Source organism: Candidatus Binatus sp. (genome assembly GCF_036567905.1).
In the GTDB taxonomy this organism is placed as follows: Bacteria; Desulfobacterota; Binatia; order Binatales; family Binataceae; genus Binatus.
The window spans coordinates 1-26,043 of record NZ_DATCTO010000080.1; the positions used below are offsets into that span (position 1 = coordinate 1).

Annotated in this window: 30 protein-coding genes, 3 tRNA genes and 3 pseudogenes; 13 read left to right on the forward strand and 23 right to left on the reverse strand. The window is 61.6% G+C overall.

Going from position 1 to position 26,043, the window contains the following annotated elements; translation table 11 throughout:
* Positions 1–225 precede the first annotated feature (225 nt).
* The 4 genes and pseudogenes from VIO10_RS12505 to VIO10_RS12520 form a co-directional block, all read right to left on the reverse strand.
* On the reverse strand, positions 226–633 hold the full coding sequence (locus VIO10_RS12505; protein ID WP_331964591.1) for a hypothetical protein: 408 nt from the start codon (positions 631–633) through the stop codon (positions 226–228).
* 51 nt (positions 634–684) lie between these two features.
* Positions 685–1,182, reverse strand: coding sequence for a hypothetical protein (locus tag VIO10_RS12510; protein WP_331964594.1), 498 nt, complete (start codon positions 1,180–1,182; stop codon positions 685–687).
* Positions 1,160–1,522, reverse strand: a complete 363-nt coding sequence (locus tag VIO10_RS12515) for a hypothetical protein (RefSeq protein ID WP_331964596.1) — start codon at positions 1,520–1,522, stop codon at positions 1,160–1,162. The genes VIO10_RS12510 and VIO10_RS12515 overlap by 23 nt, the downstream gene beginning before the upstream one ends.
* Before the next feature lie 58 nt (positions 1,523–1,580).
* Positions 1,581–1,940: pseudogene (locus tag VIO10_RS12520) on the reverse strand (transposase); the annotation flags it as partial.
* A 72-nt stretch (positions 1,941–2,012) separates the two neighbouring features.
* On the opposite strand from VIO10_RS12520, the gene VIO10_RS12525 reads away from it, so the two are divergent.
* Positions 2,013–2,174 carry a DUF3237 family protein gene (locus VIO10_RS12525; protein ID WP_331964599.1) on the forward strand — a complete coding sequence of 54 codons (162 nt, stop codon included), beginning with the start codon at positions 2,013–2,015 and terminating at the stop codon, positions 2,172–2,174.
* 29 nt (positions 2,175–2,203) lie between these two features.
* Here VIO10_RS12525 and VIO10_RS12530 read toward each other — a convergent pair whose 3' ends face one another.
* The 3 genes from VIO10_RS12530 to VIO10_RS12540 all read right to left on the reverse strand — a co-directional run bounded on the left by VIO10_RS12530 (position 2,204) and on the right by VIO10_RS12540 (position 3,796).
* Positions 2,204–2,608 (reverse strand): c-type cytochrome, encoded by a 405-nt coding sequence (locus VIO10_RS12530; RefSeq protein ID WP_331964602.1) that lies wholly within the window; start codon positions 2,606–2,608, stop codon positions 2,204–2,206.
* Between the two features lie 262 nt (positions 2,609–2,870).
* Positions 2,871–3,473 (reverse strand): SRPBCC family protein, encoded by a 603-nt coding sequence (locus tag VIO10_RS12535; RefSeq protein WP_331964605.1) that lies wholly within the window; start codon positions 3,471–3,473, stop codon positions 2,871–2,873.
* Positions 3,474–3,649: 176 nt separating this feature from the next.
* On the reverse strand, positions 3,650–3,796 hold the full coding sequence (locus tag VIO10_RS12540) for a hypothetical protein (RefSeq protein WP_331964608.1): 147 nt from the start codon (positions 3,794–3,796) through the stop codon (positions 3,650–3,652).
* Positions 3,797–4,181: 385 nt separating this feature from the next.
* Between VIO10_RS12540 and VIO10_RS12545 the strand changes: the two genes are divergently transcribed.
* A complete protein-coding gene (locus tag VIO10_RS12545) occupies positions 4,182–4,883 on the forward strand; it encodes a hypothetical protein (RefSeq protein ID WP_331964611.1) in 702 nt (233 codons plus the stop codon).
* 39 nt (positions 4,884–4,922) lie between these two features.
* Here VIO10_RS12545 and VIO10_RS12550 read toward each other — a convergent pair.
* Positions 4,923–5,639: pseudogene (locus tag VIO10_RS12550) on the reverse strand (IS6 family transposase); the annotation flags it as partial.
* Positions 5,640–5,866: 227 nt separating this feature from the next.
* Positions 5,867–5,956: transfer RNA gene (locus VIO10_RS12555), tRNA-Ser, on the reverse strand.
* Positions 5,957–6,121: 165 nt separating this feature from the next.
* On the opposite strand from VIO10_RS12555, the gene VIO10_RS12560 reads away from it, so the two are divergent.
* Positions 6,122–6,289: an acetyl-CoA hydrolase/transferase C-terminal domain-containing protein gene (locus VIO10_RS12560; RefSeq protein ID WP_331964614.1), complete on the forward strand. Its 168-nt coding sequence runs from the start codon at positions 6,122–6,124 to the stop codon at positions 6,287–6,289.
* A gap of 109 nt (positions 6,290–6,398) precedes the next feature.
* Here the strand turns inward: VIO10_RS12560 and VIO10_RS12565 are convergent, their stop codons facing one another.
* The gene (locus tag VIO10_RS12565; RefSeq protein WP_331964617.1) at positions 6,399–6,863 is read right to left on the reverse strand and encodes a DUF2141 domain-containing protein; all 465 of its coding nucleotides are present in this window, start codon (positions 6,861–6,863) and stop codon (positions 6,399–6,401) included.
* Positions 6,864–6,939: 76 nt separating this feature from the next.
* Positions 6,940–7,143 (reverse strand): hypothetical protein, encoded by a 204-nt coding sequence (locus VIO10_RS12570; RefSeq protein WP_331964620.1) that lies wholly within the window; start codon positions 7,141–7,143, stop codon positions 6,940–6,942.
* Positions 7,144–7,266: 123 nt separating this feature from the next.
* Between VIO10_RS12570 and VIO10_RS16330 the strand changes: the two are divergent.
* Positions 7,267–7,806 (forward strand): annotated as a pseudogene (locus tag VIO10_RS16330) (N-acyl homoserine lactonase family protein); the annotation flags it as partial.
* A gap of 65 nt (positions 7,807–7,871) precedes the next feature.
* Here the strand turns inward: VIO10_RS16330 and VIO10_RS12580 are convergent.
* The 3 genes from VIO10_RS12580 to tadA all read right to left on the reverse strand — a co-directional run bounded on the left by VIO10_RS12580 (position 7,872) and on the right by tadA (position 9,275).
* On the reverse strand, positions 7,872–8,096 hold the full coding sequence (locus VIO10_RS12580) for a hypothetical protein (protein WP_331964623.1): 225 nt from the start codon (positions 8,094–8,096) through the stop codon (positions 7,872–7,874).
* Between the two features lie 349 nt (positions 8,097–8,445).
* A complete protein-coding gene (locus VIO10_RS12585; RefSeq protein ID WP_331964626.1) occupies positions 8,446–8,793 on the reverse strand; it encodes a DUF4236 domain-containing protein in 348 nt (115 codons plus the stop codon).
* Positions 8,794–8,810: 17 nt separating this feature from the next.
* Entirely contained in the window at positions 8,811–9,275 is a 465-nt protein-coding gene (gene tadA / locus VIO10_RS12590; RefSeq protein ID WP_331964629.1) for a tRNA adenosine(34) deaminase TadA, read from the reverse strand.
* Between the two features lie 104 nt (positions 9,276–9,379).
* Here tadA and VIO10_RS12595 point away from each other — a divergent pair, with 104 nt between their 5' ends.
* From VIO10_RS12595 to VIO10_RS12615, 5 genes are all read left to right on the forward strand, one after another.
* Positions 9,380–9,892 carry an FxLYD domain-containing protein gene (locus VIO10_RS12595; protein ID WP_331964632.1) on the forward strand — a complete coding sequence of 171 codons (513 nt, stop codon included), beginning with the start codon at positions 9,380–9,382 and terminating at the stop codon, positions 9,890–9,892.
* A 24-nt stretch (positions 9,893–9,916) separates the two neighbouring features.
* Entirely contained in the window at positions 9,917–10,243 is a 327-nt protein-coding gene (locus VIO10_RS12600; RefSeq protein ID WP_331964635.1) for a rhodanese-like domain-containing protein, read from the forward strand.
* Between the two features lie 38 nt (positions 10,244–10,281).
* Positions 10,282–11,121 (forward strand): carbon-nitrogen hydrolase family protein, encoded by an 840-nt coding sequence (locus VIO10_RS12605; RefSeq protein ID WP_331964638.1) that lies wholly within the window; start codon positions 10,282–10,284, stop codon positions 11,119–11,121.
* A 105-nt stretch (positions 11,122–11,226) separates the two neighbouring features.
* Positions 11,227–11,973, forward strand: a complete 747-nt coding sequence (locus VIO10_RS12610) for a hypothetical protein (RefSeq protein WP_331964641.1) — start codon at positions 11,227–11,229, stop codon at positions 11,971–11,973.
* Positions 11,974–12,217: 244 nt separating this feature from the next.
* A complete protein-coding gene (locus tag VIO10_RS12615) occupies positions 12,218–13,390 on the forward strand; it encodes a CoA transferase (RefSeq protein WP_331964644.1) in 1,173 nt (390 codons plus the stop codon).
* A gap of 32 nt (positions 13,391–13,422) precedes the next feature.
* On the opposite strand, the gene VIO10_RS12620 is transcribed toward VIO10_RS12615, so the two are convergent.
* The 8 genes from VIO10_RS12620 to VIO10_RS12655 all read right to left on the reverse strand — a co-directional run bounded on the left by VIO10_RS12620 (position 13,423) and on the right by VIO10_RS12655 (position 22,588).
* Positions 13,423–14,043, reverse strand: a complete 621-nt coding sequence (locus tag VIO10_RS12620) for a CDP-alcohol phosphatidyltransferase family protein (protein WP_331964646.1) — start codon at positions 14,041–14,043, stop codon at positions 13,423–13,425.
* Between the two features lie 22 nt (positions 14,044–14,065).
* Positions 14,066–15,355, reverse strand: coding sequence for a GTPase HflX (gene hflX / locus VIO10_RS12625; protein WP_331964677.1), 1,290 nt, complete (start codon positions 15,353–15,355; stop codon positions 14,066–14,068).
* Positions 15,356–15,471: 116 nt separating this feature from the next.
* Positions 15,472–18,945 (reverse strand): DNA polymerase III subunit alpha, encoded by a 3,474-nt coding sequence (gene dnaE, locus VIO10_RS12630; protein ID WP_331964649.1) that lies wholly within the window; start codon positions 18,943–18,945, stop codon positions 15,472–15,474.
* 128 nt (positions 18,946–19,073) lie between these two features.
* The gene (locus VIO10_RS12635; RefSeq protein WP_331964652.1) at positions 19,074–19,817 is read right to left on the reverse strand and encodes a 50S ribosomal protein L25; all 744 of its coding nucleotides are present in this window, start codon (positions 19,815–19,817) and stop codon (positions 19,074–19,076) included.
* Between the two features lie 27 nt (positions 19,818–19,844).
* Entirely contained in the window at positions 19,845–20,804 is a 960-nt protein-coding gene (locus tag VIO10_RS12640; protein ID WP_331964655.1) for a ribose-phosphate pyrophosphokinase, read from the reverse strand.
* A gap of 64 nt (positions 20,805–20,868) precedes the next feature.
* Positions 20,869–20,944 (reverse strand) — tRNA-Gln (locus VIO10_RS12645).
* A 290-nt stretch (positions 20,945–21,234) separates the two neighbouring features.
* Positions 21,235–22,146 (reverse strand): 4-(cytidine 5'-diphospho)-2-C-methyl-D-erythritol kinase, encoded by a 912-nt coding sequence (locus VIO10_RS12650; RefSeq protein ID WP_331964658.1) that lies wholly within the window; start codon positions 22,144–22,146, stop codon positions 21,235–21,237.
* A gap of 10 nt (positions 22,147–22,156) precedes the next feature.
* Entirely contained in the window at positions 22,157–22,588 is a 432-nt protein-coding gene (locus VIO10_RS12655; RefSeq protein ID WP_331964661.1) for a hypothetical protein, read from the reverse strand.
* A gap of 124 nt (positions 22,589–22,712) precedes the next feature.
* Here VIO10_RS12655 and meaB point away from each other — a divergent pair, with 124 nt between their 5' ends.
* From meaB to VIO10_RS12675, 4 genes are all read left to right on the forward strand, one after another.
* Positions 22,713–23,753, forward strand: a complete 1,041-nt coding sequence (meaB, locus tag VIO10_RS12660; protein ID WP_331964664.1) for a methylmalonyl Co-A mutase-associated GTPase MeaB — start codon at positions 22,713–22,715, stop codon at positions 23,751–23,753.
* Positions 23,754–23,771: 18 nt separating this feature from the next.
* Positions 23,772–24,491, forward strand: coding sequence for a metallophosphoesterase family protein (locus tag VIO10_RS12665; RefSeq protein ID WP_331964667.1), 720 nt, complete (start codon positions 23,772–23,774; stop codon positions 24,489–24,491).
* A gap of 60 nt (positions 24,492–24,551) precedes the next feature.
* Positions 24,552–24,628: transfer RNA gene (locus tag VIO10_RS12670), tRNA-Met, on the forward strand.
* A gap of 253 nt (positions 24,629–24,881) precedes the next feature.
* Positions 24,882–25,250: a hypothetical protein gene (locus tag VIO10_RS12675; protein ID WP_331964670.1), complete on the forward strand. Its 369-nt coding sequence runs from the start codon at positions 24,882–24,884 to the stop codon at positions 25,248–25,250.
* 69 nt (positions 25,251–25,319) lie between these two features.
* On the opposite strand, the gene VIO10_RS12680 is transcribed toward VIO10_RS12675, so the two are convergent.
* Entirely contained in the window at positions 25,320–25,871 is a 552-nt protein-coding gene (locus VIO10_RS12680; RefSeq protein ID WP_331964673.1) for a hypothetical protein, read from the reverse strand.
* Positions 25,872–26,043 lie beyond the last annotated feature (172 nt).

The window sequence follows — 26,043 nt, forward strand, 5'->3', positions numbered from 1 at the left end:
GCAACGGAGGACGCATCCAGCGTTCTCCGTTGCGCCCCGCCGTCACCTATGTTTTGTCAGTGAGGAGAGAGCTAGCCCTGCGGGTTTTCACAGCCGCCTTGAGCGGTTTGGCCATATGGCGTGAAGGGCACCGGGTCGATCCTCAACGCTGGCGCGCGCGGATTGAGTTTTAAGAAACCACAGGACCAATTTATGATGACTCGCCGGCGCCGACAACGGAATTCGCTACCGGAGATCGACTTTGTGGCGGTGAAGAAGTATCGCCGTGCCCCAGCTGAAAGCGAAAGCAAAAATGACATAGACAGTGTCGAAGATCATCTCGCTCTGCGAAGCCGGCAGTGGATTCCTCGCCGAAAAAAGCACCAGGTTGAGCGTGACGTAGATCGCATATGCGTAGCCGAGATACATCGCATAGCGGCGCATCCGCCAGATCCCGGCCGCATAAATCAACAGAACAATTCCCAGCAGCGGCCCAAGGATGGCATCCGGTGTGCCGCTCAGCCGTTCGCCAAAAAAGACCAGGCCTGTGGTCGGACCCTCGAGATGAAGCGGCTTCAGGATGTCGGTTGATGCGAGAATTGCGAACAGGACCGCCAAGGTTGTCAGCATTCCGCCACGCCTGGAATCAGCCATCGCATGACCCTCCGCGGGTATCGATCTAATGGTCAAAGAGGGAAATTCCGGCTAATCTCTCTCGAACGCCCGACCTTTAACGAAGATTGCCGACTGGTCGCCAAAGTAGACTAGCCTCTCCTCCTGCCAGAAGCGAAACTCGTAGCGCAGCACAACCCGCTTCGGCCCTTCGCGGGCCTTTGTCTCTTTGGAATGGAGCCGAAGCGGCGGTCCAATGGTTACCAGACTTCGGAAATCAGCACGATGGATGCGGTTGCCGAACCCGACCCATCCCTCCTCCCAACGACAGCTGTGCAGGAAGTAGGCGTGAAGGCAGCCGAGGTTGCCGGTCAGCAGTACAAGGTCGGGCCCCGAGACGTGCCGAGGATGGATGCCTGGATCGCCCACTTGATACCGCGCGACGGGCAGCGAGCGCGTCGTGTCCATACGCGCTTCGATCTCTCGCTGCGCGAGGTCGACACACAGCACCTCGTCGACCAGGAATGCTTCGCTCGAATATGGAAACGTCGAGACGAAGTGCTCGAGCTCAAGCTTCGAAGGTGCGCTCACGGCAGCAGATCATTTCAAGCGTGATGAGAAATGACAAGCGGCGGACCAGACGGCACTTCGCGGGAGGGTGCTGTCCTAATTCGGGCAGTGCCTCTTTTTCCCGGTCTTGACCGACGGGGTGGCACGGAAGCGTCGCTTTCAAGGGCTTCGAACTACCTTTACCCGGAATTTCCTTTTTGACTTTGCAAACAGCCGATTCGTAGTCGCTTACCCAACCCGGCGTCAAGTCGCGATCCGACTGACGATCACAACCGGCTCCGGCCTCCGCAGGTGAGCCGGGTTCGAGCCCCTGGACAGCCTCGCGGGCCCACATCGGGTCTCTTGGAAACGGATTTTTCACACACTGGCCCCTCGCTTGCTGCTTCCTCAGGCGATTGTCTCGGCAACCCAACAATCCGCTATCCCGCCGGCAACGGCAACGCCGTGATTTTCCGCAGCATGCCGGTGAACAGCCGCCGCGTGAGGTGACTCTCAGCCAAAAGCAGCCAGTAGTAGCGGGCATGCTTTATTAATCGGCCGCCGGTTTTCACCAACCGCTGCTGCAAGCTCGTAAGCGACCAGGTGGCGACCCTCATCGGCAGCACCAGCCGCCGCCACAGATTGCCGAGATTATAGGCGATCACGCTCAGCCACAGCCGTACCGCGTTGGCCCGGAAGCGGTGGCAGCTTAGCCGCGTCATCGCGACCGCCTGCTTGCCCTCTTTGATCCACTGTTCGGCCGTGCCGCGCCTATTGTAGAAGCGAACCACGGCGCGGCTTGAAGTCCTCTTGGCGTGAATTCCGGGATGCACCGATTCTAACAGGCGTTAGCCAAACTTAGCGGAAGCGGCGTGCGCGCGGCAAGCGAGTTGAACGGCAATCAATATTTTCGTACCACGCCTCAATTCGAGACCGGCGACGCGCGTTACTTCTGGCTCAACCAGAGCATCTTCGTGGCCGAGGGACGGATCGCGCCCGGAGGCGTCGAATACAAGGTGTACAGAGTGGCGTAGCGTGGCGGCTGGTTGGACTCGAGCGCCAGCTACTTCTGCTGGATTGATTCGATATAACTCACGACCGCCGAAATCCTGCGAGTGACTTCCTGTTCGGTGCCTGGAGGGAGAGCTCGATCAGGCTGCTGGTATTTGAGGCCCCAGGTCGGCATGTCGCCGACGAAGTGTGCGGGAAAGCGCTTGCGGCCGTCGATCGCGCCATAAACTTCCTGATGCGGAAACACGCCGCCGTTAGCCTTGCTGAGCTGGGTAAGGTCAACCGAGACATAGCCCTTCACCTCCCTCATCGCCGCGACGCTTCCCTTGCCATCTACCCCGTGACAGCGCGCGCAATCGGCCATGTAATCGGCTTTGCCCGAGGTCTGAGCGAAAGCGTTTCCGAACGCGGTCAGCCACAGCAGCACCGCCATCACAGTCAGCGTATTCCTTTTCATTTTTTTCTTGCGCCCGCCTCATTCGAAGTTGCCAGAATTCGTTGATCGGCAGTTTTGATTTCCATTGGTCCGCTCAATTGCAACGGCAGAACGCCTGTTCCCAGGAAATCCTCTCCCATTGGCCGCTGCCCCGCTCCCCCTTGCGCTTCATCGGATACAGCACGCGGTCAGGGCCGTACATCGAGCGCGAATGCTGGTAGCCTGTGTGTGGCGAATTACTGATTTTCCCAGAATCAGCAATTCGCCACACACCCCCGGGCGCCTACTTGCCACCCTTCTGGATGTACATCCCGACATTATGCATCTGCTGCATGAACGCACTGAGCGCGAATTGCGTGCGCATCCCTTCCGTCGGTTCGAAGCCCATTATCGGTCCGGTGCTGCTCGAGACGCCGGTGTAGTGGATGTCGGTGCCTTTGCCATCCTTGGAAGGCTTTAGCTCGGTGTGATTCTGGAACTGGATCGGCGACTTGCCGGCATTCTTTGCCGAGACGCTCTTGTTGGCGGGATCGAAGCTGTACTCCACCCGGAAGGACGGCGGCGCGTTGGGTATCGGCAGGGTCTGCCCTTTGTACTCCACTGTCTCGCTTTTGGCGTCATGCGAGACGACCTTTACGTCCGTGATGCGCGCGTCGTACTTGGCGACCTTCTCCGGATGGGTGAGCGCGTCATAGACCTTGTCCGCGGGCGCGTTTATCCGTGCGGTCGCGTCGAGACGGAGCTGCTTGTCCTTATCGACCGTGGCTTTCTCGTCTCCGAGCGTGGTCTCGATATCCGCTTCGTCGGCTCGCGCCACCGAGCGGATAGAGAGGCTGAGCGGCAGACTGATTACCAGAACGATAAGACCGATCAATCTCAGACGCATGTTGGTATCTCCCTCGTGGTTGCTCAATGTATCCCGCGGGCCGCGCTCCTGCGCCGGCCGGCGGCGTCGATGTCAGTTTCGAAATCTGCCAAGCGTGTTCGACCCAGGTTCGGCGTCATCCCGGAATTTCAGGGTGTGCGGTCCCCGGTAGCAGGTTATCGTTTTCCCGCACCATGCTAAAGTCCCGCGCTCTCGTAGGTGACGTTGGTCTGGCGGTCGGATTGCGAGGGCGCCCGGTTCCAGAAGGTGTACTCGTAATGCCTGTGGCCGCCGGCGAAGTGCAGCCCTTTGGGTGGACTGGGCAGCAGTTCGTCATAGGGCATCCAGTTCGGATACTGGTACGTGTGTGTGGCGAATTACTGATTTCCCCAGAATCAGCAATTCGCCACACACAGGCGAGGATCACAAAAGACCCTTTCCAACAGCCGCTACATTGGTGGATGGAGATCGCTCGGGAACTACGCCCCGCGAGTTGCGTTCGGAACTCCATATGGCAGAAGGATTCGAGTGATACGATCTACAATAAATGCCCTCACTACCTGTCGACCCGGCTGCCCGTACCCGATCTGCCGCATCGGAGTGATCGCCTAACTATCTACAAGCCATGAACAAGGAGCTTTGTGAGTGTTGCTTGTGGTTCCTCAAATCTTAATCCGAGCGAATTCATTGGTGGTTTCGAACGTCTGGCGATAGCCTGCGTTCATGGGGATGCCGACAAGCGAAGCGCTCCCGGTCGCCCGAAGCGGCGAACCCCGGACCCGCACCGCGCTGCTGTTGGAATCGATCGCGCTGCGCCATCAAATCGCCGTGCTCCAGCGCAGCCGAACTCGTCGCCCGTGCTTTCGTCTTTGGGATCGGCTGTTTTGGGTCTTGTTCTCGCGCTGGTGGCCTCAATGGCGCGACAGCCTGATCATCGTCCAGCCCGAGACGGTCTTGCGCTGGCGCCGTGCGGGCTGGTCGGCGCTTTGCCGATATAGATCTCGTGGTCCCTGGCGCGGTGGGCGCCCCAGGGTTTCCAGCGAAGTCCGCCAACTGATCGCAGGGATGGCCCGTGAGAACTTTCTCTGGGGAGCGCCGCGGATCCATGGTGAACTTCTGATGCTCCGTTTCAGCGTCTCCCAAGCCACCGTGTCGCGCTACATGCCTGCTCGAAGCAGACGGCCGGGGCAATCGTGGCGGACTTTTCTTCGCAATCAAGCCATGGCGTTCGGTCACAGCGAGTATTACGAGGAACGGTCGAGGAGAGACGCTGACCTCCAAATTGAGTCCTGCTGGGCCCAGCTCAAGCGATTGACGGCTGAGCAGATTGCGACGATCGGTGCAGTGCTCAGGCGCGGCCTTGGGCGATCACAGCCCGCCCTGAACAATCGAAGAATTGGTCTGGAAGTGTTGCAACTTCGAAGGCTGTGACGGAGGGCGGCCCGAGCGGAACTGGGCGGCGAGGTCTCCGGCAGCCAGATCGAACAGTTGGTCGATGAACTGATTCTGTTGGCGAACATCATTGCCGCAGACCCAGCGCGCCTGGCCCTTCCAGATCATGTGCATCGCTTCGTAGCCCTCAATCGTTCGCCGGGCCGCCTGGTACTCGCGAAAGCTCTGCTTGGCCTTCACGCATCGTTTGATCGCTCGATGATCCTGCTCCAGGATGTTGTTCAAGTATTGGACCGGCCGATGTCGGCAGCGGCGGCACAGGGTTCCTTCCTCTTTCACCGCGGCAATCGCCGCGCCATAGAGGCGGGCCTGATCAGTGTTGATGACGCGGGGCTGAGGATGCGATGGATCGCTGAGAGCCTTGCGGAACAGGCGTGTGGCCGCTGCGGCATCGCGCAACGCCGATAACAGGAAGTCGATGGTGGCACCGGTGGAATCGATGGCCCGATACAGGTAACACCAACGGCCCTGCACTCGAATATAGGTCTCATCGACCCACCAGGATTTGTTGGTCGGCTTGAGATGACGGCGCAGCCGCTGTTCCAGTTCGGGAGCGTAACGTTGAACCTAGCGCCAGATCGTCGTGTGATCGGCCTCCAGACCGCGCTCGGCGAACAACTCTTCGACATCGCGGAGCGACAGCGAGTACCGAAGATACCAGCGCACGGCACAAAGAATCAGCTCCGGCGCCGTCTGCCGCCACTTGAAAATTGCCGGTCGGGTTGCGTTCTTCACGATCTCTTCAGACTACCAGCCACCCCCGCCAAAGTTGCAACACATCCCTTCAAGATGGTCGGCCGGTTCGCAGATGGACATGCCAAGAGCGCGAACAGAGAATTTTGATCGATTTTTGCCGTCAGCCGCGCCGTTGGCATTCTCCGGGTCCACGACCGCGCGTGAATCGCGCCCCACGCGCCGATTTCATCGCTTCTCCAGAATGTAGGGAAACATGCCAGACTGGGTGGCGGAGAGGGAGGGATTCGAACCCCCGGAGCCGTTAGGCTCACCTGATTTCGAGTCAGGCCGGTTAAACCAAACTCCCGAACCTCTCCGCGACAGACGAGCATCGATGTTTGTTCCCGCGCAGTCAAGCTGACCGTGGCTCGGATTCGTCCCCGCGCCACTCGCCCACGAAATGCCGCGCTTGGATCATTCTCGATCGGACGATTTTCCGATCTCGGCGGAATCTGCTGGCGCGGGCAGGATTTCTCGAGCGCGTGCTGACGTCGCTGCGCAGGTTGGTAGATCACGCGGTGACCGAATACGGCATCGCGAATCTCAAGGGCAAATCGATTCTCCAGCGGGTCGACGTGTTGGTGTCGATCGCGCATCCAGATCTCAGATCGGAACTCCGCGCAGACGCCCGGCGCCTGTACAAGGTCTGATCTGTCTAAACGCGAACCAGTATTTCGTCGGGCTTGATTGCAGGTTCGGCAACTTCGCCAATTTTGAGCGCGTTTTCATCGCCGGGTTTTTCGACGATTACTGCTTTCATCATCGGTAAATCATTTGGATCGACATCCGTTTCGTGCCGATGCCGTCATAGTGAAATTTCGTTTCGTCGAATGACGGATCTTTGAACTGGGGCTTGACGTTGTTTGAGAATCCGTAGCCCTCGAGCGGGTAGCCGATGAAATTCGAATCGAACTTGCCGTTGCCGTTCTCGTCGTGAAAAACCGAGACGGCGTAGTCACCGGCCGGGATTCCGGCGAAGACGCACGCGCCGCAATTGCCGTGAATCGGCGCAAAGGCCCGGCGTAGTTTATGAGAATTGTCGCGCGGAAATCCCTGGGGACCTGACCACAGCGAGCATCCCAGTTGCCCCTTGTCGTTTCGAAGGCCGGTCACTTCGACCTTAATACTGCCCGCTTTCGCCGCGTCGGCGGCGCGCGCCGGGGCGGACAATGCGACCGCTACGAGCAGCGGTACGAATGCGACCAGACGGATTCTGATTCTCATTGAACTGCTTCTCAAAAAGCGGAGAGAGTCCACGGGGATCCTTTCACGCGTTCAGCCGGAATTTCCGCGCCGCGAGCTACTCCCGGCGGAACGAATACAATCCCACGAAGCCCGGCGGACGCCATCCGCCGTTCGCGCACGCGTTGCACACCACGTACTGCTTGTGGCGCCCGTTCTCGACGCCCGTGAGCGCGACTGCGCTTTCTGTGGACACCGGCTTGTTGCAGGCGACGCAGGTCGCCGTCAGCGCCTTGTTCTGCTTGGCCTTGTCACTCGGCATCGCGGCCACACCACTTTTCTGAAGATGTCATTTGCATTCGAGCACCAAACAATTCTTTTATATATTTCTCTCCGCGTCATCCACCGCGCGCGACCGGCCATTAGCAGACGAAAATAGGATTATATGTCGCTCAGCGTCTATGCGTTCACGTGCGGATGGTTGACCCTCCCGGCCGCGCTGCTCCCGGCGGGCGAAAAGGGAAGCCTCACGGTGCCCGTGCCCGCATATCTGATCGAGCATCCAAAGGGGCGTGCGATCTTCGACAGCGGCCTCCACGTCGAGACGCAAACCGATCCCAATCGCCGCCTGGGACGGCTCGCCACTTATCACACAGTGGGATTCAAACCCGGCGAGGAGATCGGGGCGCGTCTCGAGTCGCTCGGCGTGGCGCCCTCGAAGATCGATTTCATCATCAACTCGCATCTCCATTTCGATCACTGTGGCGGCAACCAGCAATTGCCCAACGCGACCCTACTGATTCAGCGCCGCGAATGGGAGGCCGGCCACAGCGCCGAGCTGATCGAAAGCGTCTATTACGATCCGCACGACTACGACCACGGGCATCGGGTGAAAATGATCGACGGCGAGCACGACGTCTTCGGCGACGGCTCGGTGGTGTGCATACCCACTCCGGGCCATACTCCCGGTCATCAATCGCTGCGCGTCCGAATCGGCGCCGATGAAGTCGTGATGACCGGCGACGCCTGCTACCGTTCATCTCAGTGGTGTCACCACTCTGGTTCTGACTCGGGATGCGTCCTTTGCAGTTCCAGAGCACGGTTCATCGCGGCCGCGCAGCGAGGGTTGGATACAGGGACCGCGGCGTGGTTGGCTAGTGCTTGCGCGACCTTCTGCGGGCAGTCGAAGCAATCTCCGTTGTTGGGAATGTCGACGACTTCTCGATCAAAGAGAATTTGCGTGCTGGGCGCGGGATGCTCGATCTGCCCGATCATTGCCGGGTTCTTGACGCCGCTCGCGGTGGTCCCTTCTGATTGCGTGGACGTCGCTTGGCTACCGGGCGCGGCGCCCCCCGCAGTTAGAGTGCTAGTAGGAACCTGCGCTCGAGCCGGTACCAGGCACAAGATCAACGCTGCGATAGCTGCTACCGACAGACAAGACCATTTCAAAGGCTACCCTCCCTTTAACATCGAGATCGCTACGCTCGAGCAGGTTTCCCTGCGTCTTCTGACGAAAGTCTTCTCAACAGCGGAACACCGCAAGAGGGCGTTCATGATAACAAATGGGCACACTATGCCAACAGTAAGACATCCTTCTCAGCCGGGAGCCCAAAAACGGCTGAATTCACGAACCGGTGCCCCCGGCGATCGAGCCGACCAGCGCGATCGCAAGCGCCACGCCTCCAATGATGCAGATCAACATGATCAGCTGCGCGATCGCGTGCGCGGTCGTCTGCTGACGCTCCGAAATCGGCTGCTCGACGTGCGCGGAATGCGCCCCCGAATGGTATCCGCTGTGCGATGTATAGTAGATGCCGGTGCCCGGGATGCCGACCGTCTTGCGAATTCCCTTGGCTCCGAGCGTCACGTGCGCGCCGCGCATCCCGACCGTCAGACTCGGACCCGATTTCGAAACGTTGACCGATAGACCCGGGAAGATCGAAACGCGGCGGTAGAATCTGAAGTTGCCCATCACCCGGCCCTCTTCTCTTATGCTCCACCGCGGCGCGCGCGAAAGAACTCACGCATAATCTCCGCGCACTCCGGTTCCATCACCCCGCCGACGACTTCCAATCGATGGTTCAACCGGCCGTCCCTGCCGATATCGTACACCGAGCCGAGCGCACCTGCCTTGTCGTCGCGCGCCCCGTAAACGACTCGCGCGACTCGCGCGTTCACCATCGCACCGACGCACATGACGCATGGCTCGAGCGTGACGTACACCGACACCGCCGTCAGCCGGTACGTTTTGAGCGTCGATGCGGCCGTGCGGATTGTCAGGATTTCCGCGTGCGCCGTCGGATCGCCAAGCTTAATTGGCTGGTTATGCCCCGCGCCGACGATTTGCCCATCCGCAACCGCGATCGCGCCGACCGGAACCTCACCTTCCGCCTCGCCGCGACGGGCTTCGGCAATGGCCTCGGCCATAAACTGAATGTATTCAGCGGTCGCCATGTGGCTCCTGGTACGGTGACTCTTTGTACGGGTCTGGCGGCGTTCAGATAGTAGATTGACACTGGCGAAGCCCCGCACCAAGATCGCGGATAGAGGTCGCTGATATGAAAAAGCTAATCGCAATCGCGACTTTTATCGCCTTCGGTGCGGCCAGCGCCACGTTTGCCGGCACTCGCGTCGAGATCAAGGACAGCGCTCAGGCACGCGCGGAAGCGGTGATGCGCGCCCGCTCCGATCATCCGCAGACCCAGGTTGCCCCCAACGGCCAACTCCGGGTGGTAGTCACGAGCGACATGATTATGCGTTCGTGTTGCATGCCGCCGCACCTGGTAGTCGGCGGCAAAATCACCAACGTCAGCGGCCGGCCGATTGACTATGTCCGCCTGCACTTCGCGTTCGAGGACCGCAACGGCAAAGTCCTTCACGGCGAAAGCCTCTACAACCATCATGCCGAAAGCCTGTCTGATGATGCGTGGGTGCAGAAAATCCTGAACGAGAAGCCGCATTTCGATCCGATCCGGCCGGGTCAGAGCGACACGTTCCGATTTTCGATTCCATGCTCCGAGCTACCGAGGTTCTCGAAGGTCGAGCTGTTTTCCAACGACATCAAACAGTAGCGTGGCGCTCTCCCCTGTAGCCTGATGCCTGATATCGGCGCAATCGAACCGACGGCGCTCAAGGCCCGCCTCGACAGGGGCGATCGGGTCTTCATCCTGGACGTCCGCGAACCGGCTGAAATTGCGGTCGCGCCGTTCCCTGGCGCGAGTCACATCCCGATGGGGGACATTCCCTCGCGCCTGACCGAGCTCGATCCCGGCCGCGAGACCGTCGTCGTATGCCATCATGGAATCCGCAGCGCGCAGGTCGCGATGTACCTGGCGCGGATGGGCTTCGACCGCGTGCTCAATCTGTCAGGCGGAATCGACGCGTGGTCCGAGACGGCGGATCCGACCACCCCCCGCTATTGAATGCGTCGCGCTACTAACCCGATGCCCGACGCGTCATAATGCCCAATGGAAATCCCGCGATGACCTACCTGGCAGCCGCAATTCAGATGACCGCCGGACCGGACAAGGCGGCAAACCTGGAGCGTGCCGAACGGCTCGTCCGCGCCGGCGCCGCTCGCGGTGCAAACCTGGTCGCGTTGCCCGAGGTCTTCAATTGGCGTGGCAAGCGTGACGGGCAGGCGGCTGCGGCAGAAACGCTCGACGGTCAATCGCTCGCGCTGATGTCGCGGCTGGCGCGCGAGCTCGGAATCCACCTCGTCGCAGGATCGATCACCGAACAGGCCGCCGGCGAGCCGCGATGCTATAACACGTCGGCGCTGCTCGGCCCCGACGGCGGCCAAATCGCCGTGTATCGCAAGATTCACCTGTTCGACGTCGATCTTCCCGGCCGCGTGACGGTGCGCGAATCGGATTCCAAGGTCGGCGGCGCGCAGGTCGTCTGCGCCGCGACTCCGCTTGGCACGATTGGACTCAGCATCTGTTACGATCTTCGCTTCCCGGAACTCTATCGGCGCCTCACTTTTGCCGGCGCGCAAGTTATCGCCGTGCCGAGCGCGTTCACCTTCCCCACCGGCGAGGCGCACTGGGAGCCGCTGATCCGCGCCCGCGCGATCGAGAACCAGGCGTACGTGATCGCGCCCGCGCAGTTCGGTCCCAATATTTACGGCTACAGCGACTACGGCAATTCAATGATCGTCGATCCATGGGGACGCGTGATCGCTCGCGCGGCGGATCAGGAAGGCGTCGTGGTGGCGCCGATCGATCTCGAGTATCAGGACCGCGTGCGGCGCGAACTGCCGGCGTTGAAACACGCGCGCCTCCGGGCCAATCGCGAGTGAAGCTGTGCCTCGGGGGATCACATGAACAGGCATCGGCTCGGTTTTCTAACTGTCACGCTCGCTCTTTCAATCAACGCACCTGCATTCGCGCACGATATGGCCGCGATGGCTGATATGGACAGCCACGAGATGGCGCCCAACGCGATGGGCGGTCAGATGGGCATGGGTGCGCACATGGTGATGACGTCCTCGCGTCCGCAGACGCCCAATGACATCGAACGCGCCCATGAGGTGATCGACACGCTTCGCCGCGCGCTGGTCAAGTATCACGATTCCAGAGTGGCGCTGGCGGAGGGCTATCGGATTTTTCTGCCGACGGTTGCGCAGGAGGTTTACCATTTTACCGACTACGGCGCCGCATCACAGGAATACAGCGGGCATTTCGATTTAGCCCGTCCCGGCTCGATCCTTTACGTGAAAAATTCGAGCGGCGATTACGTTTTGGTCGGCGCGATGTATAGCGCGCCCGCCGACTACACGCCCGATCAGCTCGACGCGTTGATTCCGCTGAGCGTGGCGCATTGGCACGCTCACACCAACATCTGCCTGCCCAACGGAATCACGCTCGACGACCTCTTGCGCGGCGATATCGGCGCGACGCATCTCGACATGCCGGGCATGATGCCGGTGGCGTCAAGCCGGTCCGCACCGGCAATCAACCGCCGCCTGGGTTTCCTCGCTGACGGACGCTTCGGGTTCACCGGCAAAATCGCCGACGCCGCCGAGTGTGAAGCCGCCGGCGGTCATTTCCTCAAACAGGCCTTCGGCTGGATGGTCCACGTCTATCCGTTCAACGGCGACGACTTGAAAGTTGCGTTCGGCATGAGCGTCCCAACACCGCCCGCGAACTGAGGCAGGAAAACCACGCCGCGAGTCTCATGGAAAACGCCTTGACGCCGCGCGCCGGGCGGGTTAAGCAGGCTTGGCGTCGATGATCTGACGAACTGGGACGGGTAAACTGCGGGATTGCGCCGACAGATAGAATTTCAGTTCGATAGCTGATTAAAGCCACATTGGACTCCGGACTGCGTGACTCGCCGCGCCATCGCAGCTAGTATCTCTGACGCCCAGCGCTTGCGCTTGAAGGATTTTTGTCATGGCTGATGGACCGCTGATTGGTTTTCGCGTTCTTGATCTGACCGCCGTCATTTCGGGACCGTTCTGTACTCAGCTGCTCGGCGACCTTGGCGCCGACGTGATCAAAATCGAACCGCCCGAAGGCGACTCGATGCGCCGGGGCGTCGGCCCACAGCGTGGCGGCCTCACCGCGTCGTTCCTGAACTTCAACCGCAACAAGCGCAGCATCGTGATCGACATCAAGAAGGAGCACGGCCGCGACCTCGTGCGCCGGCTCGCGGTAAAGGCCGATGCCCTGGTCGAGAACAATCGCCCCGGTGTCGCCGAGCGCCTCGGAATCGGCTACGCCGACATTCGTCGCGCCAATCCCAAGGTCGTCTATTGCTCGATCTGCGGCTTTCCGCCCAAGGGCCGCCTGGCGAATTTTCCCGCCTACGATCCCGTCATCCAGGGCTACTCCGGCATGGCCCACATCCAGGGCGTCAAAACCGGCCAGCCAACCTCCGTCAAGATGGCGCTGGCGGACAAAGTAACCGGGATGACTGCGGCGCTGGCCGTAGTTAGCGCGTTGCATGCCGCGCGCGCCCGTGGCGTCGGCCAGTACATCAAGGTCCCGATGCTCGAGGCGATGATCGCTTTCACGGCCAACGATTCGATCTACGGCTACACGCTGCTGCCCGAAGACGAGTTCAAGCACCTTGCGCCCAAGAGCACCTCGCTCGATCCTTTCAAAACGAAAGACGGATGGCTCACGATCGCGCCCTTCACCGAGGCGCAGTCAAAGCGGCTGGCCGAGGCAGTTGGGCATCCCGAATTCTGGCCCGAGACCTCGGATCGCGCCGAGCGCGGGCGTAATTTCATGCGCGGCCTGGCCAAGCTCTTCCCCGAAAAAACCACCGCCGAATGGCTGCCAGTGCTTGAGAAAGCCGACATCCCATGCGGCCCGGTCCACAATTACGAAACGCTCCTGCAGGATCCGGAAATCATCGAAAACGAAAGCTTCTCGATTTACGAACATCCCAGCGCAGGCCAGGTGCGCGCCGTGAATCCCGGCGCGCGATTTTCGGAAACGCCGATGAAGATGTGGCGCGTGCCGCCCAAGCTCGGCGAACATACCGACGAGATTCTGCGCGAGGCCGGAATCGAACGTAGTCAGGTCGAGGAACTTCGCGCCGCCAAAGTGATCGTCTAACTCGCGCCTGTCCGCAGCAGCGGCCGCCCCGGCTACGCGAACATCTCCGGCTCGCGCGATCGCAGCCACACCAAACCGCGATACATATAGTGTACGAACGACGCCGCGGTGACCGCGACCGTTACGATGAGCAGCGCGTTGAAATCTTCGGGCCAGTAGTTTCCGGCTCGCGCCAGCACGGCGATCACGCACCCCAACTGCAGAACCGTGCTCAGCTTGCCGAGATAGCTCGGCCGGACCGGCACCCGCTCGCCGGTGAAGAACGAAATCATCAGGTAGCCGACGACGATCACGATGTCGCGGATCAGGACCACGCTCAGCAGGTAGCCGGGCAATTCGCCGCCGATCGTCAGAACGACGAACGCCGACACCAGCATCAACTTGTCCGCGAACGGATCGAGAAACGCCCCCAATTCAGTGCGCGAGTCGAACCATCTGGCGAGCGCGCCGTCGAGTCCGTCGGTCACCGCGGCCGCGATAAAGACATACAGCGCCGCCGTGTAGCGTTGGCGGGTAAGAAATGTCAGGAAGATCGGAATCGAAACGAGCCGGCATAGGGTCAGGAAATTGGGCAGATTCAGCAGTTTGCCGTACGAGGGCGCGGGCTGCGCGTCGTGATGCGGACGAACGCTGCTATGTGAAGGCGCTGCCATCGTGGATCATCGCCAACGCGCGTCAGATTGTAGCGTCCGCAGCCTTGCGCAACCGCCCCGCGACGGGCGCGCTCACACGGGCCCGCACTGAAACCAGCCCGTCGCAGTATTCCTCGCTTAGCACTTCTCCATCCCGTCGCGCCATTGCCACCAGGTCGCCGCGCCGGGCCGGGAACGTAACCGATACTTCCTCGCGCGAGCCGCCGAGATGGCGCCCAATAGCGTCGAGCAAATCGTCGAGACCCTCGCCCTTCAGCGCTGAGATCGAGACCATGTCGTGCGCGCCATTTCCGCGCGACGGGTGTTCGGCCAGGTCGGCTTTGTTCATGACGACAATACGCGGCACCGCGCCCGCACCGATTTCCTGGAGCACTTCGTCAACGATCGTCATCCTTTCCGCCGCTAGCGGCGAGCTCGCATCGACCACGTGCAGCAGCATCGTCGCGGTGCGCACTTCCTCGAGCGTGGCCTTGAACGCGTCGATCAGCATATGGGGCAGGCGATGGATGAATCCTACCGTATCGACAATCATCACGTTCATCTTGCCCGGCAGCTTCAGGCGCCGAATCGTGGGATCGAGCGTCGAGAACGGACGATCGGCAACCTCGACGCCGGCGTCGGTCAGCGCGTTCATCAGCGTGGATTTGCCCGAGTTGGTGTAACCCACCAGCGCGACGGTCGGGTAGGGAACCTCGAGCCGGCGCCGGCGCTGAATCGTGCGCGTGCGCTCGACCTCGCCCAGCCGCGCTTTCAGGCGGGTGAGCCGCTCGCGCAGGCGGCGCCGGTCAACCTCGAGCTGCGTTTCTCCGGGTCCGCGCGTGCCAACGCCGCCGCCTCCGGCGCCGCCGCCGCGAACGCGCGAAAGATGGGACCACTGCCGCGTCAGCCGGGGCTGCAGGTAGCTGAGCTGCGCGATCTCGACTTGCAGCTTGCCCTCGAGCGTATGCGCGCGCTGGGCGAATATATCGAGGATCAGTTGGCTGCGATCGATCACGCGGATCTTGAGTTCGTTTTCGAGATTGCGCGCCTGCGCAGGGCTGAGCGCGTCGTCGAAAATCGCCAGCGACGCGCCCTTCGCCTGCGCCAGCTCGCGCACTTCGGCGGCTTTGCCTTTGCCGATAAAGGTGCGCGGGTCAGGAGCTTTCAGCCGCTGGCGAACGACTCCGGCGACTTCCGCGCCGGCGCTTTCGGTCAGGGCTTTGAGTTCGTCGAGCGATTCTTCGCTGCCGATTCCCGCTTCGGAACCGAGTTCGATTCCGACCAGGATGGCGCTTTCGTGATGCTCGTGGGCGACGTCGTAGGACTTTGCCAGATTGTTACCTCGATCGCGGAAACCTTACGCTGCGAGTCTATCAGATACTCACGATCTCCGGTACGCCACCCTGCCCCGGCCGGCTTGACGCTCGTTCGACGAACCTGCCCGCGCTTCTATCTCAATTCCACCGCGCCGGGCGAGAGAATCTGCTCCAGCTCGGCGACGAACGTATCCGTCGGCGTCACGCGATAACTGTCGCCCAGCAGCATCACCGCCTCGCGGCCGTCGTCGAGGCCGAGATGCAGGTAGGTCATCGATTTGCCGCGATACCGCGAGAGCATTGCCTTGAGCGCGTCGAGTCCGCCGTTTTCGAGCCGGTTCATCGGCGCCGTGATCCGCACCTCGCGGATCGAATCGAGCAGCGCCGCGTCCAGCGGCACCAGTCCTTCGAGGATTATCTGGGCGCGCTCGTCGTCAACGTCGAGCTTGCCGCGCGCGACCACCGGCTCGTCGCCCATGATAATCGCCTCGAACTTCTGATAGGTCTCCGACCATGCGATCGCTTCGACCGCGCCCTGGCGATCCTCGAGCGAAAAGGTCGCGTAACGCTTGCCCGACTTGTTGTTCTTCAGTTTCACCGCGTGGATCACGCCGGCTATCTGCACCGGGCTTCCGTCGGGCGCGGCGGACAGGTCGGCGGTCGTGACTTTGCTGATTCGTGCGAGTTCGCGATCGTACTTGTCCAGCGGATGCGCCGTGATGTAGAAGCCGAGCGCTTCTTTCTCGAATTTCAGTTTCTCCCTGGCGTCCCATTCGGGAATCGGCTCGCGCGCCGCCAGCTTGGGCACTTTTACTGCGCCCCCGAACAGGCCAATCTGGTTTTTCTCCGCGTCGCTCTGCGCTTTCTGCGCGAGCTTGATCGCATTCTCCGTCTGGGCCATCAGCGCGGCGCGCACCGCGCTCACTGAATCGAACGCGCCGCATTTGATCAGCGCCTCGAGCACGCGGCGGCTGATCAACTGCGTGCCGACGCGCAGGCAGAAATCCGCGATGCTCTCGAACGGACCGTTGGCCTCGCGCTGCGCGAGAATTGCCTCAGCCGGCTTGGCTCCGACCCCGCGAATTGCGGCCAGGCCGAAGCGAATCGCGCCGTCCGCAACCGTGAATTTCACCCGGCTCTGATTGACGTCGGGCGGCAGGATCGCAATCTTCATGTCGCGCAGCGCCGCGATATTCTTGTAGGTCTTGTCAACGTCGTCCATGTCGAGCGACATCAGCGCCGCCATGAACTCGTGCGGATAGTGCGCCTTCAAGTATGCGGTCGTGTAGGTCGTCAGCGCATACGCGGCGGCGTGCGAGCGGTTGAATCCGTACGATGCGAACGTTTCGATCTTTTCGAAGATCGAATTGGCGAGCGTGGCGTTGACGCCATGTTTCTTCGCGCCCTCGATAAACCGCTCGCGCTCCTTTTCCATCACGGCGTGGTTCTTTTTGCCCATCGCGGCGCGCAGGATGTCGGCCTGTTCGAGCGAGTATCCCGCCAGCGCCTGCGCCGCGCGCATCACCTGCTCCTGGTACACGATAACCCCGTAAGTATCGCGCAGCACCGGCTCCAGGAGCGGGTGATCGTACTCAACCGGCTCCTTGCCGTGCTTGCGATCCACGTAATGCTGGACCATCGTTTTGCCGTCCTGGATCGCGTCGAGCGGACCGGGACGAAACAGCGAGCCCGCCGCGATCACGTCGTCGAAGCAGGTCGGCTTGAGCTCCGTGATGAACCGGCGCATCCCCGAGCTCTCAAGCTGGAACACGCCGACCGTGTCGCCGCGCGAGAGCATCCGGTAGGTATCGGCGTCGTCCAGCCGCAGCCGGTTCAGGTCCGGCGGCGGCTTGCCGCCGGCCTTGATCAGCGCGAGCGTGTCGGCGATCAGCGTCAGGTTCTTGAGCGCGAGGAAGTCGAACTTGACGAGCCCGATTTCCTCGACGCCCTTCATCGAATACTGCGTGATCGCCAGCGCGGCTTCGTCGCGTTCCTTGTCCACGTACAGCGGCACCAGGTCGCTGAGCGGCTGATCGGAAATGACGACGCCCGCCGCATGGCGCGAGGCGTGGCGCAGCAGGCCTTCGAGCTTGAACGCGTAGTTGAAAAGATCGGGATGCAGTTTGCGCTCGGCCTTGAGCCGCGGCTCCATCTCGAGCGCGTCGGCGAGCGGGAAATCGCGGCCCTGCTTGGGCGCCGGATACAGCTTGACGATTTTGTCGGTCTCCGCGAATGACAGTCCGAGCACCCGGCCGACGTCGCGAATCGCCTGCTTGCCCTTGATCGTTCCAAACGTGATTATTTGCGCGACGCGATCGTCGCCGTACTTCTTGCGCACGTAATCGAGCACCTCGTCGCGCCGCTCGAAGCAAAAGTCCACGTCGATATCGGGCATCGACTTGCGCCCCGGATTCAGCCATCGCTCGAACAGCAGCCGATGCTCGACGGGATCGACCTCGGTGATTCCCAGCGCGTACGAAACCAGGCTGCCGACCACCGAGCCGCGGCCCGGGCCGACCGGAATTCCAAGCCCGCGCGCGTAGCCGATGAAATCGGCGACGATCAGCATATAGCCCGAGAAGCCCATGTCGCGGATTACCGGAATCTCGCGATCGATGCGTTCCTGGTACTGCGACTCGTCGAAATCAGCGCGTCGCGCGCGAATCTCTGCCAGGCGGGCGGTCAACCCCTCGCGCGCTCGGTGCTCCATCTCGGCGTCAAGGTCAACGCCCGGACCGGACTTGAAAACCGGGAAATGAAATTTGCCGAATTCGAATTCGAAATCGATTCGCCGCGCAATCTCGACGCTGTTGCGCAACTCCTCGGCTCCCGCGCCGAATGCGCTCGCCATCTCCTCGGGCGTCTTGACGTAAAGTTCGTCGGTATCGAAACGCCATCGCGTTTCATCGGCCATGGTCTTGCCGGTTTGGATGCAGAGCAGGACTTCATGCGCCTTGGCGTCTTCGCGATGCAGGTAATGGCAATCATTGGTCGCGACCAGCGGCAGCCCGACCTGTTTGCCGATTTCGCGCAACGCCTCGTTGTACGGCGAATGGAGCTTGTTGTCCTGGAGTTCGAGATAGTAGCGGCCCGGAAACATTTTGGCGTACGACTCGGCGGTCTCGCGCGCCTTGTCCATGCGATCCTGCCGGAGCCATCGCGCGATCTCGCCTGACAGGCAGCCCGACAGCACGATCAATCCGCCGGACAGCTCGGCGAGAATTTCCTTGTCGATGCGCGGTTTGTAGTAGAGCCCGTCCTGGTACGCGGTCGTGAGCAGCTTGCAGAGATTTCGATAACCTTCACGATTCTGCGCGAGCAGGATCAGATGAAAGTTGCCGCCGCCGTCGAAGTCGTCGCTGCGCGCAACTTGCGTGCGATCGGTGCGCTTGCCCGGCGCCAGGTACGCCTCGCATCCAATGATCGGCTTGACTCCGGCCGCCCTGGCCTTCTGATAAAACTCGACCGCGCCGAACATGTTGCCATGATCGGTCATCGCGATCGCTTCCATCCCGGACGCCTTGGCGTGATCGATGAGCGGCCCGATTTTGTTGGCGCCGTCGAGGAGGCTGTACTGCGTGTGGACGTGAAGATGGACGAAACTCATAGCGGCCCCTCCCCCTGCACCGGACTTGCAGCATCCGCTGCCCGCCCGTTCCCCTCACATCTATATTGCTCGCGCGCGCCGCCAGCAGGCGATTGCTTCGCGACGCGCACGAGCAACGAAAACAACTGCTACTTCTTTTTCTCGGCCGCCTCGGGCTTCCTGGCCGCCTCGGGCTTCTTGGCCGTCTTGTCCTTGTCGCCGCCTTCTTTGGCTGCACCCTCGGCGGGAGCGGCCGCGGCGCCTTCCACCGGCGCACCCTCGACAACCGCGCCTTCGACCGGTTCCGCAACTGCGACGACTGCCACTTCCGCAACGGTCGGCGGCAGCACGCTGACCACTGGATAATCGGTGTCGAAGATCGGCTTGACGCTGCCGGGGAACTTGACCGCCGAGACGTGAATGACGTCGTGAATATCGACGTCGGACACGTCAACCTCGATCGAGTCGGGAATTTCCAGCGGCAGGCATTCCACCGTAGCGGTGCGCGCGAGCGGCGCCAGGATTCCGCCGTTGGCGACGCCTTTGGCCTTGCCCGTGAACTTGAGCGCCACTTCGACGCGAATCGGCCGGTTGAGATCCACCTCGTACAGATCCGCGTGCAGGATCTCGCCCGACACCGGCGCGCGCTGCACGTCCTTGAAAATCACGTGCTTGCCGTCGATCTCCGCAGCGCTCGACTTGAGCTTGACGATGCGGGTGTGCGCGGCCGCCGAAATCCTGGCCTTCAGTTCCAGCCGATCGATCGCCAGCGGCATCGGCGCGGTCGTGGGTCCGTACAATATTGCGGGCACGCGGCCATTGCGCCGCAGCGCGTTGTTCTGACCCTTGGGTCGGGTGGCGCGTTTCTCGCAGGCTAGTTCACCGGTCTCCATTGTGTCCTCGCTTGATGGTTGGCGCGCTCATGCAAAGAGCGAGCTTACCGACTCCTCATTATGAATTCGCTTGACCGCTTCCGCCAGCAGGCTTGCGACCGACAGCACCCGGAGCTTGGTGAGCTCGGCCTGTGCCTTGGCGCGCAGCGGGATAGTGTTGGTCGTAACAATTTCAGTGATGTTCGATTTATTCAGGCGCTCGCAGGCCGGATCCGACAGGATCGGATGCGTCGCGACTGCGATTACTTCCGACGCGCCGGCGTTGGCGACCACCTTGGCCGCCTCGGTGATGGTGCCGGCGGTATCGATCATGTCGTCAACCAGCAGCGCGATCGAGTCCTTCACTTCGCCCACCAGTTGCATCTCGGCGACTTCGCTCGCGCGCCGGCGGCGCTTGTCGATAATCGCGAGGTTCGCGTTGAGCCGCCGCGCGTAGGCGCGCGCGCGTTCCACGCCGCCCGCGTCGGGCGACACCACCGAAACCTTCTTTCCTTCGATGCGCTTGCGCAGGTAATTGATCAACACCGGCATCGCGTACAGGTTGTCCACCGGAATGTTGAAGAAGCCCTGAATTTGGCCAGCGTGCAGATCCACCGTGAGCACCCGATTCACGCCCGCGGTCGTGATCAGGTCGGCTACCACCTTTGCGCTGATCGGCACGCGCGGCGCAACCTTGCGATCCTGCCGGGCATAGCCGAAGTACGGGATCACCGCCGTGATGCGCCCGGCCGACGCGCGCCGGAGCGCATCGGTGACCAGGATCAGTTCCATCAGGTTCTCGTTGGGCGGCGTGCAGGTCGACTGGATGACGAAGCAATCGCCGCCGCGCACGTTCTCGCGGATTTCGACCATCACTTCGCCGTCGGGAAAATGGCCAACCTCGGCTTCGCCCAGCTTCACGCCGAGATGTTCCGTCACCTCGCGCGCGAGCGCGGGATTGGAGTTCCCGGTGAAAACTTCGAGTTGGTCCTTGACCCCGTCCGACATCTTCAATTCCCCCGCGTCGTGATCATCATGTGATTCTTCAAGTACCGCAAACTACCGCACAGGTTGGCTGGGCGGGAAGGATTCGAACCTTCGAATGCCAGGTCCAAAGCCTGGTGCCTTACCAGCTTGGCGACCGCCCAGCGCATTTGGATTCAAAGGCTCAGGGCCCGCGCTTCTCCCAATCAGACAGTTAAAGCCAACCGCCGGCGAAACGCCATGTGGGCGCCCAGCCGGCGAATCTCGAGCAATCCAATCGGTTCGGACCGAACCGCCGCGAGACCGCACCGCACAACTGTCGCGGCGAACCTGCCCGGACTTCGACTTTAGCAGCCGGTGTGCAGGAATTGCGATGTTATTGATGCGGTTTTTCGCTGTCAATGCGTCGCTCCCGCGACCATGCACAGCCCCGCTGCGCTTGCTGGATTTCAGGCTACCCGGCGTCGGATTCGTCATCGGATTCGCCGTCGGCATTACCATCCAGCGTCGTCGCCGCAATCACCGTTGCGAACGGTGCACGCCGGCGGATCTTCATCACCGCGCTTTCGGCCGCCTCGGTCGAATCAAACAGGCCAAAGACCGCGCCGCCGCTGCCCGACATTTGCGCCGCGCGGGCGCCCAAATCTTCAAGTAATCCTTTAAGGCGGCGAATCTCGGGGAATCGCGCGATCGCGACCGCGGCCAGGTCGTTTACCGCGAGCTCTGCCGAGATATCGCCGCGCGCGATCGCCGCGATGTGCGCGTCGGGCGCCGCCGCGCTCCATCCCGCGGGCTTAAGCTCGCGAAAGATCGCGGCGGTGGAGACCTCGAACGGCGGCACGGCGATAACGATGGGCAAGCGCGGGACTCCCGCGATGGCCACGGTCCGCTCGCCGATCCCCGTCACCCGCGACGGCCGCGGATCCAAAAAAAATGGCACGTCGGCGCCGAGCGAAAGCGCGATTCGATGCAGCCTGCTTGCCGCATCTTCGTCGGTGAGATGCGCCGCCGCCGCCATCAGGCACAATATCGTGGCGGCGTCGCTCGATCCGCCGCCGAGTCCAGCGCCCACCGGGATGTGTTTTTCCAGATCGATCAGCACTTCGGCGGTCAAATCGAATTCGCTCATGAATGAGCGCGCGGCGCGCGCCGCCAGATTGTTCTGGCTCCTGGCGAGTTCCGGGAAGTTGCAGTTGACGGTGACCGAGGGCTCGTCCGCGGTACGGATTTCGAGGCGAATTTCGTCAGCGAGCGACACCGGCAGAAACACCGAATCGAGTTCGTGATAGCCGTCGCCGCGGCGCCCGGTCACGCGCAGGAACAAATTGATCTTCGCGCAGGCGCGCCCGGATAGCTCCGTTACCATTGTAGAAATTCTATTGCGGAGCGCGTGGAGTGCCCGGCAACCCGCGCGGCAGCGGCGCGTCGTCCTCGGGGCGGCGAAACGCGCGGCGGGAATCCTGCTGAATCACACTCATGAAGCCCAGCAAAGTGACCAGCAGCCCAAGCAACACCATCGCGCGACCCGCCAGAAATACCGCGTGATAAAAATCCGTCCGCGCCGTCGCGTACGACGCCTGCCGTTGCTCAGCCGTGAGCGGTTCCAGGACCGCAGCGCCACCCGCGCCCGCATCGAGTTCGGCGAAGCTCCGATAGTCCGTTCCGGCGGCCGGTTGCGCGCGCGCGATGGTCATCCGGCTGTAAGTCTGAGTCCGTTCCAGCCCGACGGCCCAGTTGGCGGCGCCCAGCATGATCAGTGCGAGCCCGCCCACGATTTTCCAGTCAGTGTAAATGTCAGGAAGCTTCATTCCGTAAATCGAGACTAAGGCGCGGACGCCGGGAAAACAATGCCGCCCCGCGCGATCTATTCACCCGCAGAGGTTTTGTTGCGCCGCCCGATCGCAAGCCGCTATCATGATTGGACAAGCTCGTATGCCTGCTGAATCCCGACCCTATTCTGCCGAGTCCACCGCGACTGTCCAGACCACAGACGCGCGGCTGGACGCGCTGCTCAAGCGTTTCGAGGCGGGCGAGATGCGCGCGTTGGCTCAGATGATCACGATGGTCGAGAATCGCGCGCCCGGGTCGAGCGCAATCATCGAGCGAATCTACGCACAAACCGGGCGCGCACAGGTGGTCGGAATAACCGGGCCGCCGGGCGCCGGAAAATCAACGCTGGTCAACCATCTGATCGCGAAGTATCGCGCGCTCGGCAAAAAAATCGCCATCCTCGCCATCGATCCGTCGAGCCCGTTTTCCGGCGGCGCCGTACTTGGCGATCGCGTCCGCATGACCGACCATTACAAGGACGCCGGCGTGTACATCCGCAGCCTCGCCTCGCGCGGCAGCCACGGCGGACTCAGCCGCGCCGCGCGCGAAATCGTCAAACTGCTCGACGCTTACGGCAGCGACGTTATCATTATCGAGACCGTCGGCGTGGGACAGACCGAACTTTCGATAATGGATCTGGCCGACACCACCGTCGTCGTTACCGTGCCCGAGGCGGGTGACGCGGTGCAGGTGATGAAGGCCGGGCTCAACGAAATCGCCGACGTGTTCGTCGTCAACAAGGCCGACCGCGAAGGCGCCGACCGGGTCAAGGCCGAGCTGGAACTTGGCGTGCATCTGCGCTCCGGCGACGGATGGCGGCCGCCGGTGCTGCTCACGCAGGCCGCGATCGATCAAGGTGTCGACGCGGTCGTCAGCGCGATTGCGAAGCACGGCGAATACATCCGCGCACATATCGATCCGGCGCGCGAGTCCGAGCGCCGCACCCGCGAGTTCGTGGAGGTTCTGTCTGCCGAACTGGAGGAGCGCACTGCACGCGCCGTCGCCGACGGTGGCGCTCGCGGCGTGCTCGACGAGATTGCGGCGGGCAAACTGAACCCTTACAGCGCCGCGCGCCGCATAATTGAAGACCGCAAGTCGTTGATCGACTTGCTCCACAACCGCGGCTCCAGGCGCGCCGACTGACGCCAAGCTCGCCTGGCGATGACGACCAATCGAAAATCGAAACCCGGGGGACGCGTGTTCGCGATCGGCGATATCCACGGATGCCCCGATGAACTGGACGCGATTCTCAAGTCGATCGCGCCGACCGCCGGCGACACGGTGGTATTCGTCGGCGACTACGTCGATCGCGGCCCATCGGCGCGCGACGTTATCGAGCTTGCGCTGGAGCTGGAACGCGGCGATGCGGAATGCGTGTTCCTGAAGGGCAATCATGAGGACATGATGCTGTCGTTTCTCGGCATGCCGGGAAATTACGGCGAGTCGTTTCTGTTCAACGGCGGCATCGCGACGCTCGACAGCTACGGCGTGCACGAGGAAGACCTCGAGGACGCCTTCGCGCGGCTGCCCGCCGCGCACCTCGACTTCATGAGCCGGCTGGCCACCAGCTACCTGCGGCCGCCCTACCTCTTCGTCCACGCCGGCATCATGCCGAGCCGCCAGCTCGAGGAGCAGCAGCCCGAGGACATGCTGTGGATTCGGCAGGAGTTCATTTTCAGTCCGCACAAAATCGACGCGACGGTGGTGTTCGGCCATACTCCGATGCGTGGCGTGATGATCGACCTGCCGTACAAACTCGGCATCGACACCGGCCTGGTGTACGGCGGCAAGCTGACCTGCGTCGAGTTCACCGAGGGCGTGCTCTACCAGGTCCAGCGCGGGCATCGCGCGGTCAAGACCCGCAGCATCCCGCTGCGCTGAACGAATTGCGCGCGGTCTTTCGCGGCTGGCGCGCTCACGCTAGATTTGACGGTTCCCGGTGGCGACGTAGCTCAGTTGGCTAGAGCATGCGGCTCATATCCGCAGTGTCGTAGGTTCGACTCCTACCGTCGCCACCAATTCCCCCTCTCCGTTGGGCGTCGTTGACTCATCATCTTCGCGTGCCAGTTATGGTACATTCGTGCTGCCTACTATGACCCCAAGAAAATAGCCGAAATCAAAAGCGCGGAACTTGGATGGCTGATGGAGCAGCTTCCCGTTCTGAAGGCGAAGTTCAAAAAGTGTCTTGACATTAGCAAATGGTAGGGCGAAAACCCGCTTCCCAGTTCAATATCCGCAACTGAGAGTCTGTGGAAAATTGAGGAGACTAAAATGCCAACACGATTCGATGGGTTCTACATCGCGCGATACGAAGGATTGGATGCGGACGCGAAACCCGGCTACGGCGTCATGTTCCTGAAGGACGGGAAGATTTACGGTGGGGACAATCTGAGCTGCTTCCTCGGAGAATTTGAAGACAATGGGAACGTGGTCGTCGCTCGGGTTAAAGTTTTCCTCATCGCGAGCCCATCTCAGTCGATAACGGATATCGACGATAAGCCATGGGACTTGCCTGATATTCACGGAGACGTGCCGCAAGGTGTCCTTCCTACGAATGTTGTCGTGGAATTGTTCGGTCAGAGACATGACACGCATCAAGATATGCGCGTGGAGTTGCAGCGAATTGCGGTCTGGGACTAAAGAGCCGCCTTCCAGTGATCTCGTAGAGGCGGGATAGACCGACTCCTACCGTCGCCACCAATCAGATGCTCAATCAGCCATAGCGGCGACATCGCCGGCGCCGGAATCCGCGCGAACCGCCGCCCGATGATTCGCGTCTGACGATTGGCGCGCGCGCGCATCGGTGGGGATCGGAAGCGAATCGAAAATCAAATCGCACGCGCGAATCCAAAGGTACAGCGTGATCAGCACCATCATCGGACCCTCCGATGCGACCACGCGCACGTTCACCCATTCCGATCGAATCGGCAGGTACGCGATCGCGAACGCGAGATGGCTCATCACGACCTGGACCATGTAGCAAAGCGCGAGCAACAGACCCCATCGACGACGGGCAAAAACTCCGATCGCCATCGCCGCGAAAATTCCCGCCTCGACGATCAGCACCACGCGCGCCGCGTTGCCGTTGAATCGCATGCCGGCAAAAATAGTCTCGATCGGATCGACGACCTCGAAATCGCCAACGTGAACGAACGCCCTGATCGCCAGACACAGCGCCCATAGCCCGGCCACGGCGGCGAAGACCCGAAGATCGAAGGGCCATGCGGCTCGCGGTTGACGAGATTGGCGTTCGGTTTCCATCGGAGATTCAGAGCCTATCAGGGCGACACAAGACATAACAAGAGTTAAATTACCGTCCACCTTGTGCGATTCGCCGCGGCAGGGGTGAGCAGGGGTGAAGGAAAAATCACCTGCGCGGTGCGCGGCAGGGGCTGCGGCCCCCGCACCCGCGGCGAGAAGACGCGAAAATCTG